The sequence below is a fragment of the Pedobacter psychrodurus genome (genome assembly GCF_004331735.1).
In the GTDB taxonomy this organism is placed as follows: Bacteria; Bacteroidota; Bacteroidia; order Sphingobacteriales; family Sphingobacteriaceae; genus Pedobacter; species Pedobacter psychrodurus.
In genome coordinates, this window is sequence record NZ_SJSO01000013.1 from 112955 (window position 1) to 125655 (window position 12701).

The 12701-nt window shown below is 37.9% G+C and carries 11 protein-coding genes; 7 read left to right on the plus strand and 4 right to left on the minus strand.

The genetic code is table 11. The features are described 5' to 3' along the window. Positions 1–227: 227 nt before the first annotated feature. On the minus strand, positions 228–1565 hold the full coding sequence (locus tag EZ456_RS15865; protein ID WP_131531766.1) for a sigma-54-dependent transcriptional regulator: 1338 nt from the start codon (positions 1563–1565) through the stop codon (positions 228–230). A 204-nt stretch (positions 1566–1769) separates the two neighbouring features. On the opposite strand from EZ456_RS15865, the gene EZ456_RS15870 reads away from it, so the two are divergent. The 6 genes from EZ456_RS15870 to EZ456_RS15895 all read left to right on the plus strand — a co-directional run bounded on the left by EZ456_RS15870 (position 1770) and on the right by EZ456_RS15895 (position 10196). Beyond that, complete coding sequence (locus EZ456_RS15870; RefSeq protein ID WP_131531768.1) at positions 1770–4238, plus strand: PIG-L family deacetylase; 2469 nt, start codon at positions 1770–1772, stop codon at positions 4236–4238. A 100-nt stretch (positions 4239–4338) separates the two neighbouring features. Continuing rightward, entirely contained in the window at positions 4339–6033 is a 1695-nt protein-coding gene (locus EZ456_RS15875; protein ID WP_131531770.1) for a sodium:solute symporter, read from the plus strand. Positions 6034–6119: 86 nt separating this feature from the next. Beyond that, positions 6120–6743 (plus strand): class I SAM-dependent methyltransferase, encoded by a 624-nt coding sequence (locus EZ456_RS15880; RefSeq protein WP_131531772.1) that lies wholly within the window; start codon positions 6120–6122, stop codon positions 6741–6743. 145 nt (positions 6744–6888) lie between these two features. Further along, entirely contained in the window at positions 6889–7407 is a 519-nt protein-coding gene (locus tag EZ456_RS15885; RefSeq protein ID WP_131531774.1) for a DUF2911 domain-containing protein, read from the plus strand. Positions 7408–7846: 439 nt separating this feature from the next. Next, the gene (locus EZ456_RS15890; RefSeq protein WP_131531776.1) at positions 7847–9931 is read left to right on the plus strand and encodes a glycoside hydrolase domain-containing protein; all 2085 of its coding nucleotides are present in this window, start codon (positions 7847–7849) and stop codon (positions 9929–9931) included. 73 nt (positions 9932–10004) lie between these two features. Further along, positions 10005–10196, plus strand: coding sequence for a hypothetical protein (locus EZ456_RS15895; RefSeq protein ID WP_131531778.1), 192 nt, complete (start codon positions 10005–10007; stop codon positions 10194–10196). 116 nt (positions 10197–10312) lie between these two features. Here the strand turns inward: EZ456_RS15895 and EZ456_RS25365 are convergent, their stop codons facing one another. Next, a complete protein-coding gene (locus EZ456_RS25365; RefSeq protein ID WP_205945115.1) occupies positions 10313–10729 on the minus strand; it encodes a hypothetical protein in 417 nt (138 codons plus the stop codon). A 355-nt stretch (positions 10730–11084) separates the two neighbouring features. Between EZ456_RS25365 and EZ456_RS15905 the strand changes: the two genes are divergently transcribed. Next, a complete protein-coding gene (locus tag EZ456_RS15905; protein ID WP_131531782.1) occupies positions 11085–11543 on the plus strand; it encodes an NUDIX domain-containing protein in 459 nt (152 codons plus the stop codon). On the opposite strand, the gene EZ456_RS25565 is transcribed toward EZ456_RS15905, so the two are convergent. Further along, complete coding sequence (locus tag EZ456_RS25565) at positions 11532–12131, minus strand: hypothetical protein (RefSeq protein ID WP_225876556.1); 600 nt, start codon at positions 12129–12131, stop codon at positions 11532–11534. The two genes, EZ456_RS15905 and EZ456_RS25565, sit on opposite strands and share 12 nt — an antisense overlap. A gap of 3 nt (positions 12132–12134) precedes the next feature. Then, the gene (locus EZ456_RS25570; RefSeq protein ID WP_225876557.1) at positions 12135–12635 is read right to left on the minus strand and encodes a hypothetical protein; all 501 of its coding nucleotides are present in this window, start codon (positions 12633–12635) and stop codon (positions 12135–12137) included. Positions 12636–12701 lie beyond the last annotated feature (66 nt).

Below are 12701 nucleotides of genomic sequence, written 5' to 3' on the forward strand. Positions count from 1 at the left end.
AAAAAACGAAAATTCAATGCTCGCACCCATTTTCAAACGAGCGCATAGATAGCATACGATTTTATCTTTAGAAAGATGATCTATTCAAGAGGCTGTATCATAAATATAGAATTGTCATCCTGAGCCTGTCGAAGGACCTGTTTAAATATCTCGAAAGGCGTTTCGACAAGCTCAACGTGACAAATTCGAATGGAATTACAACTTTTGATACAGCCTCTTAGCCGAATCTAAATCTCCTTTATCTGGTATTCTTCTATTTTACGGTAAAGTGTAGTTAAGCCGATTCCCAAAAGTCGCGAGGTTTCTGTTTTATTCCCTTTAGTGTGGATGAGTACTTTTTGGATGTGCTGTTTTTCCATCTGTTGTAGATTATAATCGTTTTCTATCGGTGCAAATTCAAAAAATTCAGGAGGTAAGGCAGTAGCGCTTAAAGTATCACCATCTGACAGGATTACCAAACGTTCTATCACATTTTTAAGTTCCCGAATATTTCCTTTCCAGCTATGATTGCCCAATATTGATAATATTTTATCATCCATTTTTGGTGCTGATCGGTTTACCTTATCGGCAAATTCTTTCAGGTAATGTTTTGCTAATGCAGGTATGTCTGTTTTGCGCTCGCGTAGCGGCGGTAAAGTGATGGTAAAGACTGAAAGCCGATAATAGAGATCGGATCGGAATTTTCCAGATGAGGCATCAGCTTTTAAATCTTTATTTGTGGCGGCTAAAATCCGAACGTTTACTTGCTGTGTTTGGGTATCGCCCACTTTGATAAAAGTTTGGCTTTCGAGTACGCGCAATAATTTCGCCTGTAAATCGAGGTTCATCTCACCGATTTCATCCAGTAACAATGTGCCACCGTTGGCCTCTTCCAATAGTCCTTTTTTATCTTTATTGGCACCTGTAAAAGCCCCCGCTTTGTATCCGAATAATTCGCTTTCCAGTAAATCAGGACTAAAACCGCTGCAATTTAAGGCAACAAAAGGTTTTGCAGCCCTTGGGCTTTCGTAATGAATAGATTGAGCGAAAACTTCTTTTCCTGTCCCTGTTTCGCCTAATAACAAAACAGTAGTATCGGTTGCGCTTACTTTTTTAGCCAGATCAATCGCTTCCATTAAGGACTTTGATTGACCAATAATGGTTTCGAAACTGTGTTTTTTAGCGATTTTGTTTTCCAGGTCTGAAACCCTGCGTTGCAGATTTGATTTATCCATGGCCTTGTACAAAAGCGGAATAATCTTATCGTTATCATCGCCTTTTACGAGATAATCAAATGCCCCGTTTTTAATAGCCAGAACGCCATCGGCAATGGTGCCGTAAGCGGTAAGGTTTATAATTTCGACATAAGATTTTATGGCTTTAATATCCTTAACCAGCGCAACTCCATTAACATCAGGAAGTTTTACATCACTAATTACAATACTTACATCGTTATTTTTAAGCAATTTAAGGCCTTCTTTTCCAGTATTGGCCTGTAAGGTTTTAAAACCCTCTAATTCTATAATCCTGGAAAGTAAACTGCAGATTTTCTTTTCATCATCGATGATGAGGACCGTCCCATTCATAGGTTAAATTTATGCTGCAATATTAAGTATAAAAATGCCGAAAGATGATGAGGTGGATAAAATAAACGGCTTTGGACTTTAAGATTTGGACTTTAGACTCCAGATTTAGGACTCACAACTCCCAACTTATTTGTACCTTTTTCGTTTCCGAAGCATTAAAGTAAAAGCTTTTTAAGCATATTTGGTTTTTGCAAAACAAATTCTATGTTTAAGAGACTAACCGCAATATTCATATTTTGCTTTCCGGCAGTTTTTTGTGCTGCCCAACAAGTACGCCCAGCCAAATCTTCAGAAATTTATAGAGAGATAAAAACGTTAAAACATCTTCCGAAAGTTTTATACCTGGCTGCTCACCCCGATGATGAGAATACTGGTTTATTATCTTGGTTAATTAACGATCAAAATGTAGAAACGGCTTATTTATCACTTACCAGGGGAGATGGCGGACAAAACCTTTTGGGCACTGAACAAGGTGCGGCCTTAGGCCTGATCAGAACACACGAACTTTTGGAGGCCCGTAGATTAGACGGTGCACAACAATTTTTCACCCGGGCTATTGATTTTGGATTCTCTAAAAACACCAACGATACTTTTAAACAGTGGGATGCCGATAGCATTACAGCCGATGTAGTTTGGGTGATCAGAAAATTTAGGCCCGATGTGATTATCTGCCGCTTTCCACCGACTGCAGCTGCTGGCCACGGGCAACATGCTGCTTCAGCTGTTGTTGCAGAGAAAGCATTTAAGGCTGCTGCCGATAAAAATATGTTTCCAAACCAGCTTAAATATGTTTCTGTTTGGCAACCAAAAAGACTATTGTGGAACACTTTTAGATTTGGTTCCGTAAATACCACAGCCGAAAATCAATTAAAGGCAACAGTTGGTCAATACGATGCTCAATTGGGAATGGGTTATGGTGAGTTAGCGGGATTAAGCAGGAGCTTGCACAAAAGTCAGGGGGCAGGAACACAGTCGGTTGCAGGTGTACGTTCCGATTATTTTACAAATGTTTTAGGTGATCCAGCCAAAAGAACCTTGTTCGATGGTATAAACCTCAACTGGTCGGAAAAGGGAATTGGCGATATTGATGAACTGATCGATATTATTCTGTTATCTTTCAATTATAACCAACCCGATAAGAGCCTGCACGGACTGTTGATGCTGAGAAAGAAAATTGCAGAATTGCAGGATGTAGCCTTGAGAAAAGATAAACTCGCTGCTATTGATAATATTATTTTAAGCAGTGTAGGTTTTATGGGCGAGGTGGTAACCAACCAACCTGAAGCGATTGCTGGCAACAGTTATAATTTCCGTTTAAACTTAATTTCAAGATCGGCTACTCCTATAACTATAGAAAGTGTAAACTGGTTAAACCAAACGGATAATTTAAATAGAAAGCTTGCTAACGATTCATTGATTACGATTGAACGTAAGATCCAGATTCCTGCAGATGTGGCACAAACGGAACCTTATTGGTTAGCGAAGCCCGCAAAAGATGCAGCAACATTCAGTGTAGCTAATGATACTTTAATCGGACTTCCGGAAATGCAATCACCTGTTAATGTGCTATTGTCACTGAAAATAGAATCGGAAAAATTTGAAATCAGATTGCCTTTATCTTATAAAAAATTAGATCCGGTTAAAGGTGATGTTGTAGAAGCCTTAAGGATCATCCCCGCACTCGATTTAAGTTTTACCGAGCCTGTTTATTTTGCCAAAGAAAAGGAAGCGTTGAACGTAACCCTTCGTTTAAAGGCCAATAAAAACATTAATTATGGTAAGGTTAGTTTTAAAATCGGTAGTCAGGTGGTAAAAGCTTTCCAAGGCATTAATCTGGCCGAGAATACCATCAATACGATGAATTTCCTTCTCCCAGTTGAAGATTTAGCCAGAATTAAAACCAGCCAGAATAAACTGGAAGCTGTTTTTTCATCAGAAGCGAATGAATATTCAAAAGGGCAGGTATTAATTCAATATCCTCATTTGCCAACCCTACAGTATTTTGTTCCAGCCACAACATGGTTGATAAAAGGAGATGTAAAGGTACTGGCCAAAAAAGTTGGGTATATTGAAGGTGCCGGAGATCTGATTCCAGAATTTTTACGACAGGCAGGTTTACAGGTTGATGTATTAACGGAAGCAGATATCCTAAACACAGCAAAACTGGCCAGCTACGATGCTGTGGTAACCGGAGTAAGGGTAATCAATACTGAAAAAAGGATTAAAAACTGGCAAACTGCTTTGCGCAGTTATGTAGAAAACGGTGGCACCATGGTGATGCAGTACAATACTACACAAGATATGGCCCTACAGGATTTTGGTGTTTATCCATTTAGCATCAGTGGTAAAAGAGTAACCGAAGAAAATGCCGAGGTTAAATTTTTGAAACCCGAACATAAACTGTTAAACTACCCAAATAAAATTACCGCTGAGGATTTTAAAGGCTGGGTGCAGGAGCGTGGTGCTTATTTCCCTGATAAATGGGATGCCAAATACGAACCGCTTTTCGAGATGCACGATACCGATGAAGAGCCACTTCAGGGATCAACACTTTACGCCAACTATGGCAAAGGGAATTTTATTTATACGCCTTTAGCCTTTTTTAGGCAATTGCCTGCCGGGAATGTTGGTGCAGCCAGGTTGTTCTTTAACTTTTTATCAGCTGGGAAGTGATGAAAAATCAACTTAAAAACTGGAATACCTGGTATGTTTTACTGGCTTTGGCACTGTTATTCCAAATTGTATTTTATTACCTGTTTACTAAATTCTGGGCATGAGTAATATCGATTGGGCAGTACTGATATTTACCTTGCTTGCTGTGGTAACCTATGGTGTTTTTATTGGTCGTGGGCAAAAAAGCAATGCTTCTTATTTAAAGGCCGATAATAAAATGCCTTGGTACATTGTGCTATTGGGTATTATGGCTACGCAGGCCAGTGCCATCACTTTTTTATCAGCACCTGGGCAGGCTTATACCGATGGCATGCGCTTCGTGCAGTATTATTTTGGCCTGCCGTTGGCAATGATTGTTATCTGCATTACTTTCATCCCGATTTTTCAAAGGTTGAATGTATATACAGCTTACGAATACTTGGAGAACCGTTTTGATAAAAAAACAAGGGTTCTAACTTCATTGCTATTTCTGTTTTCGCGGGGACTATCTACTGGGATTAGTATTTATGCACCAAGTATCATCCTCTCCAGCGTTTTAAACTGGAATATTTATTTAACTAATATTTTAACAGGTGGGATTCTATTGATTTATACTTATGTTGGTGGCGCAAAAGCAATTGCGCATACACAGAAACTGCAGTTTTTAATCATTTTAGGAACAATGGCCTTTGCCGGATACCTTTTGGTGCAAAATATGCCTAATGGAATCGGATTTAAAGACGCCCTTTACCTGGCAGGAAAATCGGGTAAATTAAATGTGATTACCACCGAATTCGATTGGAAAGATAAATACAACATCTGGAGTGGTTTAATTGGAGGCTTTTTCCTTGCGCTTTCTTACTTCGGTACAGATCAGAGTCAGGTTGGAAGATACATTACCGCGAAAGACAATACCAATGCTAAAATGGGATTACTGTTAAACGGTTTGGTTAAAATCCCGATGCAGTTCGCTATCCTGTTAATCGGCGCGCTATTGTTTGCTTTCTTCTCTTTAAAGCCCGCACCTATTTATTTTAATGAACGTTCCTACCAATATTTAAAAGAAACTCAGCCCCAACAGGCAGCCAGTTTCGAAAAAGAACACCATGCTTTAGCGCAGAAATTTAACCAGCAATCAAAAAATATCCTTGTAGAAAAGGAAAAGCAATCACCATCTCTAAATTCTTCGATAGAGAATTTTAAATCTACCCAGGAACAGGTGAAAGAACTGCACGGTAGGGTAGAAGAGGCAATCAACAAGTCGAATTACAATGCGGAGAAAACTGATACTAATTATATCTTTTTATACTTTGTAAAGAATACCCTTCCGGTTGGTATGATCGGCCTGCTTTTCGCCGTAATCTTTTTGGCCAGTTGGGGGTCTATTTCTGCGGCATTGAACTCATTAGCTGCCTGTTCGTTAAAAGATGTACACCTCATTTTTAGTAAAAAAGAAGTAGATGACGAAACTGAACTAAAATATAGCCGTTTGCATACTTTGGCCTGGGGCATTTTTTCAATAGCTGTTGCCATGTTTGCTACACAGATGGGTTCGCTAATAGAAGCTGTTAATGTACTGGGCTCACTTTTTTATGGACCAATCCTTGGTATTTTTCTGGTGGCATTTTATTTTAAAAAGATAAACGGACCAATCGTATTTATTGCTGCAATCTTGTCCGAAATTACTGTTGTCGCTGTATATGAGTTCGATATTGTTTCATTCCTTTGGCTCAATGTAATCGGCGCAGCAGCAGTAATTATGTTTTCGGTAATTGGTCTCTTGTTTTCAAATCCAAAAACCGTAGCTGACAAATAATTCTAATTTTTACGCGCAGCAGATATTCGCTTCACGAGCGCAAGCCTAAAATTTAATACCTTTATTTTAAACAAAATAAATTATGTATGAACGAAGCTTGGGTTGATAGGTGGAATGACAGATATAGTACCGATGAGTTTGCTTATGGCGAACAACCGAATAACTATTTAAAAGAGCAATTGACTCAGCTAGATACCGGAACAATACTTTTCCCAGCAGAAGGAGAAGGCAGAAATGCTGTTTTTGCAGCTAAGCTCGGTTGGAAGGTCTCAGCCTTCGATATCAGTACTGAGGGAAAGAACAAAGCACTTCAACTCGCAGAAAACAATAAAGTTAGCATTAATTATCAGGTTGGCGAGCTTCAGGAGCTGGACTATAAAGCTGAACAGTTTGATGCCATTGCTTTGATTTATGCACACTTTCCATCGGCAATTAAATCAGCGTACCACAAAATACTGGGCAATTATTTGCGCAAGGGCGGTTTGGTTATTTTTGAAGCTTTTAGCAAGAAACACCTTGATTATCTTGCCAAGAATGAAAAAGTTGGTGGACCAAAAGAAATTGATATGCTATTTTCGATCGAGGAAATAAAATCTGATTTCGATAATTATGAGATTATCGTACTAGAAGAAAAAGAAATTGAACTGAATGAAGGCTTGTTTCACAACGGACTGGGCTCGGTAATCAGATTTGTTGGAAGAAAGAAATAAAGCAGTTTGATCTATACTTGGAAATAAAATCTAAATCTTAAAAGTGTCACTCCATTTTTTTTCGACACTAGGATTATAGTTTTTATCAACCTAAAGCCATAAATTCGTAAAATTAAAAACAACAAAAACATATAAATATAATACTATGAAAACGATGATTAAATCAATCGCTTTGCTATTTACAGCAATTACTATTTCTGTAAGTGCAATGGCACAAGATGCGCAGCCTAAACCAAGTCCTGCGGCTACAGCAACAGGAAAAGTAAAAGGTGCAACCATTACCATTACCTACAGCAGTCCAGCTGTTAAAGGACGTAAGATTTGGGGTGGTTTAGAAGCCTTTGATAAAGTATGGCGTGCAGGTGCAAATGAGGCTACTACTTTCGAAACTGATAAAGATATCGTAGTTGAAGGCAAAGCTTTGGCAGCAGGAAAATACAGCTTCTTTTTAATCCCTAAAGAAAGCGGAACCTGGACAGCTATCTTTAACAAAGAACCAAAACAGTGGGGTGCTTACAAATACGAAGAAGCTAAAGATGCTTTACGTGTTGATGTTAAAACCAAAGCATTAAAGGCTACACAAGAACGTTTGGTTTACAAAATTACCAAAAGCGGCTTCGCTTTAGAGTGGGATAAAATTTCTGTTCCAGTTAACATTAAATAATAAGATAAAATTATTTTAGAGCCGTCCCGATTTCACATCGGGGCGGCTTTTTTATGCGCTATTTTTGAAAATGACTGGCTTGTAATTCTTGGCGGTTTGAAGTCCCGCTTTCCATTACAAGTCCTCGCTGCGCTGTGGGCTTTTCATTGCAATCGGGTTTAGAACCAAGGGTTTATGTACCCTGCAACCCAACAAATGAAATGCTCCCTCCCTCAATAGCCCCGTTTGCAGCGTTACCCTGCAGCAACGAGGTACGAGGCAGCGAAGCGTAAAAGCGAAAAACGGGAAGGCACTTCTTATTCTGTACAGGGCTTGCGCTCCAAAATAAAAAATCATATTTTGTTAAAGCTTTTTCTCCCCTTTTGTAAAGAACCTAAAACATAATATCTACTTCATGTTAAAATACTATTTTAGGGCGATTTAAAAACAAACACAAATAATGAAGCTTTCCGTTAAACTACTGGCATTATTGCCCCTCATTTCATTAAACGTTTTAGCACAGCAAAAAGAACAGAATTTTTCTGTTAAAACTGCCAGACCTGTAGATCAGGTAAATGTTTTTTTAGGATCTTCAGCAGATCATGGGCAAATGTCGCCAGCGGCATCGGCTCCATTTAGCATGTTGAGCATAGGCCCTCAAACTTATCCTAAAACGCATACTGGTTACGAATACTTGGCCAAGAAATTTGAAGGCTTTACCCACAACCGTTTCGAAGGAGTAGGCTGTCAGGGTTCGGGTGGTAACATTTTCATCAAACCGTTTTTAGGTAGTGATCCGGCGAAGTCAGAACTGATCAAGACTTCTGAAAAGGCAAGTCCGGGTTACTATGAAGTTGGTTTTGAAAATAAAATTAAAGCCAGTTTTACTGTATTGGGTAAAGCCGGGAAGCATACCTACCAATTTCCGAAAGGGGCCAAAGGTTTTTATCTCGATTTGGGTTATGCTTTTAACGGTGCTTTTGTAGCCGAATCGCACGAGGTAAACGGTAATGCTGTAAGCGGGTGGATTACTTCAAAAACAACCTGTGGAGCGGGTAAATATAAATTGTTTTACCATATGGAAATTGACGATAATGTATCGTGGAAAGTAATCGACGATCATAAAATGATTGCCATGCTTAACGGAGAAGTAACTTCGATAGGAATTAATATTGCACTTTCTGCTGTAAGTGTCGAAGCGGCAAAAGCTTCTATCAATAAAAATCTGTTCAATGCCGTAAAGGAACAAAGCCAAGCCGATTGGAATACAAACCTTTCTAAAATTGCCGTAAATGGCGATCTGGAAAGTGCAAAGCTATTCTACTCACTTTTATACCGTACCATGCAATCGCCTTATGTAATTTCTGAGACTGATGGAACATATCGCAATACAAAAGGCGAAATTCAGAAAGATAAAGAAATCCGCTACAACGGATGGGCCATTTGGGATAACTACCGTACACAATTGCCTTTGCTATCTTTAATAGAACAGGATAGATATGCCGGAATGATAAGTTCTATTGCCGATCTCTATAACTCCGGCAAAAAAGATTACGCTGGGCAGAATGAACCTTCTAACACCGTACGTTCTGAACATGCCATTGTAGTTTTGCTCGATGCTTATCGAAAAGGTTATCCGGTAGATTTTAACAAGATTGCCGATTCGTTAGTGAAAGAAGTAAATGGCCTGGATTATAAATCTCCAGATAAAGCTTTAGAATCGAGTTACGATAACTGGGCACTGGCAGAAATCTTCGAAATTTTAAAGAATAAAGAAAAATCAGATTTTTATCACAATAAAGCCTTAGAATACAAGAAATACTGGAATAAAGATTTTAAAGATATGACCAAAAATGATGTCGACCGCATGCAGGCCCGTGGTTTATACCAGGGTACCATTTGGCAATATCGATGGTTTGTACCTTATGATTTTAAAGGATTAATTGAATTGGACGGAGGAGAGGAATCTTACCTGGCAAAACTTGATGAATTTTTTGCCCGTGATTTATACAACCATGCCAATGAACCAGATTTGCAGGTTCCATTGATGTATAATGTAACCAAGTCTGGTTATAAATCGCAATATTGGATGCATCAACTGGCGGCTGATACGGTAATCCAGAATTATTTTAACGATAACAGCCGAGGAATTGGTAGTTACATCGGTAAAATTTACATGAACCAGCCACATGCTTATTTGCGTACAATGGATGATGATGCCGGAGCGATGAGTGCCTGGTATGTATTTGCTGCAAGTGGTTTTTCTCCTGCCTGTGTAGGGTGGCCAATTTATTATTTAAACGTGCCTTTATTTCCATCGCTAAGTTATAGCCTGCCTAAAGGAAAAACTTTTACCATCGAAACGGAAAATTTTAGCTTGAAAAACAAATACATCAAGGCGGTGTTCCTCAATGGAAAGCCTTTCAAAAAGAACTATATCACCCAAGAGGATATTAATGCCGGAGGGGTGTTAAAAATCGTTGCTTCGGGTATCCCAGTTAAAATTTCGGATACGGAAAACTGGATTTCGAATCTTGAAAAATAATTTTAAAAAAGTGACAAAAAATAGCAAACTTATTTCAGGTAATCCTGTTGTTGTAGTATAAATTTCAAGAATCATGGCACCTTTAAAATTAAGCGAAGAACAAAATGCTACATTAGGCAATAGAAACACATTAGAACAAGTTAACGAACAACCTTTAGCACTTCACCCAGAAGCCTACAAGGTCAAAGGCCCATCTCCGGATAAGATGAAAACGGTATCATCATCTTTAAGGAATTATGCTCACGGGTTGTACGGGTTGTTGTAAAACGCCTCCGATAAAATCTCATCATACCAGATTATATAAAGCAGTCAAGATTAAAAAACTTGGCTGCTTTTGTTTTGATAAGAAGTCAAGTTTTTAAAACTTGACTTCTTTGGCAACTATTCCATTTGATGATTGCATACGTAGAAGTATTGGCTTTGAATTTGATGCTGTTTAACAAAATTATTTCTACCATTAAAAAAATCTAAAACTTCTTCTCTTTTCAATATTGTCTTTTTCTCTGAAAGAATTGTTTGAAAGGATGACCATTTATAATTTTGAAATTCTGTATAAATATTATGTTTTAATGTATTAGCGTGTATATAAATAATTAATTGATATAAATGTACTTCATCGCTAATTCTTACCCGTCGAAAAGGATTGACAAATAAAGATCCGGACCTGTTATTTTTCTTATTAAATGCCATAGCATAAGCAATGAAAAAATCTTTCATCTGAAATTCCACAGCTTGGTTATAACAGATTTCATTACGCAAATATTTTTTCTGATGTGTTTTTAATAAATCTTCACTCAAAGATCTTAAATAAGATTTAAGCTCGTTAGAATTAGTACATTTTACTAAAAAATGCGAGTGATTATCCAGGAGGATATACGAATAAGTACTTAAATAACCAGTTGAATATTGAGCGTATTTTTGAAGAAAGTATAATTTGTTTTCTTCGTCTTTAAATAATACCGAGCCACTAATGGATTTGCAAATGATATGCATAAAATCATTTTCGACGAAATCTTCAATATATTTTTCATTTATTGGCATAAATGAATTTATCGAAATTTCTTTAGAGCGTCAAATTTTTAATAGTTCAATTTGAAAGAAGTCAAGTTTTTAAAACTTGACTTCTTTGAATACAATGCATACCTTACCCTTTATGAAACAAAGTGCCGGAATATTGCTCTTCAGAAGAAAAGATCAGCAGGTAGAATTTTTTCTGGTTCATCCTGGAGGGCCGTTCTTCGCTAAAAAAGATCTAGGCTTTTGGACAGTGCCCAAAGGAGAATTAAATGAAGGTGAAGAAGCTTTAGCGGCTGCCATCCGCGAATTTAAAGAGGAAACAGGTCAAATCTTAACTGGCGACTTCATTGAATTAACACCCGTTGTACAAAAAGGAGGTAAAAAAGTGTGGTGTTGGGCGTTAGAAGGAGAACTTGATCCTTCAGTGGTTGTTAGTAATACTTTCGAAATAGAATGGCCGCCCCGATCGGGTAAAAAGCAAAGTTTTGCTGAAATAGATAAAGCTGAGTGGTTCGCCTACAGCGATGCTGTTAAATACATCAACGAAAATCAGATCGCCTTACTCGATGAATTAAAATCCAAACTAAGCCGTTAATTCGAAGTGTGAGATTTCCTTTTCGGCACCATTGATGATCATCGAAATCTGGTGGTCGCCCAAATGAAATTTACGCGTAGTAATCAGCACGAATTTTTGTTTTCGGATAATGTTTATTGTTGCACCTGCAGGGTAAATACGCTCAGAAATCTTGTACACTTTTTTAGTGTTCTGTCCATTTTGCTTTTTATAGTAAATGGCATATTCCAATCTCACTTTTTGTTCAGAAGGATTTTCATTGAGAATAGAAAACGAAAATTCCAGGCTTTCACCGATTTGGATCCGGGGTGTTAAGATTTTGAAATCTTTTAATAAAATCCCTCTGTCATCTAATCCATAATGTTTAAGGATATCGGTATGGCCTTGTTTAAGTAATGTGCGGCTACCATGTTTAATAATAGCATCTGTTTCGCTGCCCAGACCCGACCAGTTTTTAGCAACATTTAAAACAACCTGAGGGTGATCTTTGGCAATGTCGTTTAAGCTATTGGCAACACTTCGTCTTACATATTCAGATGTATCTGTTTTAAGGTTTTCCAGTATTGGTAAAATGGAAGCCGGGTCTTTTTTCAAAAATGGAATGCCCATGGCCTAAGGTAATCGCGGACGACTGCCTTCGCTGGCGAGCCTTCTCACTTTATGGCTTTCGTGCAACGACCATTGCTGCATTTTTAAAATCATCTTATTTTCGTATTTTAAAATAAAAGGACGAACGGCAAATTCGCAGCTTACAAACTGCGTAACAAATTCGAGTGCATCAACTGAACCTTCGAAATCATCAATACCATAGGTTTCAATATAATCAGGTAGAAACATGTAGGCCAGGCCATCTTCTCCAATGCCCTGGATCCTTAATTGTTCGATTGTTTTTTTAATCAGTGCGATCGTTTGAGGATAATCTTCTGGTAAAAAATCGTATAATACCTTTGAGGTATGTTTCATCCGTTCTTTCAATTCTTTTGATTCAAATTCGGGTGTGAAAATCTTTTTGATAAATTTCCTTTTGTCGAAACCCGGAATGGTAACCGCCAGTACATGGGTTAATCTATCATAAAAAGCAGGAGAATATAAATCTTTAAGCAGGCTGGCCATATTGCTTGGTAATTAAGTATTGGAATATCAAATGTATAATACGTTGCTAATTTACTAAAAATATTA

What these genes read in the sequence shown, in the direction of transcription:
- EZ456_RS15865 (WP_131531766.1), bottom strand. Translation starts at nt 1,565, where the DNA reads ATGAATGGGACGGTCCTCATCATCGATGATGAAAAGAAAATCTGCAGT.
- EZ456_RS15870 (WP_131531768.1), top strand. Translation starts at nt 1,770, where the DNA reads ATGTTTAAGAGACTAACCGCAATATTCATATTTTGCTTTCCGGCAGTT.
- EZ456_RS15875 (WP_131531770.1), top strand. Translation starts at nt 4,339, where the DNA reads ATGAGTAATATCGATTGGGCAGTACTGATATTTACCTTGCTTGCTGTG.
- EZ456_RS15880 (WP_131531772.1), top strand. Translation starts at nt 6,120, where the DNA reads ATGAACGAAGCTTGGGTTGATAGGTGGAATGACAGATATAGTACCGAT.
- EZ456_RS15885 (WP_131531774.1), top strand. Translation starts at nt 6,889, where the DNA reads ATGAAAACGATGATTAAATCAATCGCTTTGCTATTTACAGCAATTACT.
- EZ456_RS15890 (WP_131531776.1), top strand. Translation starts at nt 7,847, where the DNA reads ATGAAGCTTTCCGTTAAACTACTGGCATTATTGCCCCTCATTTCATTA.
- EZ456_RS15895 (WP_131531778.1), top strand. Translation starts at nt 10,005, where the DNA reads ATGGCACCTTTAAAATTAAGCGAAGAACAAAATGCTACATTAGGCAAT.
- EZ456_RS15905 (WP_131531782.1), top strand. Translation starts at nt 11,085, where the DNA reads ATGAAACAAAGTGCCGGAATATTGCTCTTCAGAAGAAAAGATCAGCAG.
- EZ456_RS25565 (WP_225876556.1), bottom strand. Translation starts at nt 12,131, where the DNA reads ATGGGCATTCCATTTTTGAAAAAAGACCCGGCTTCCATTTTACCAATA.
- EZ456_RS25570 (WP_225876557.1), bottom strand. Translation starts at nt 12,635, where the DNA reads ATGGCCAGCCTGCTTAAAGATTTATATTCTCCTGCTTTTTATGATAGA.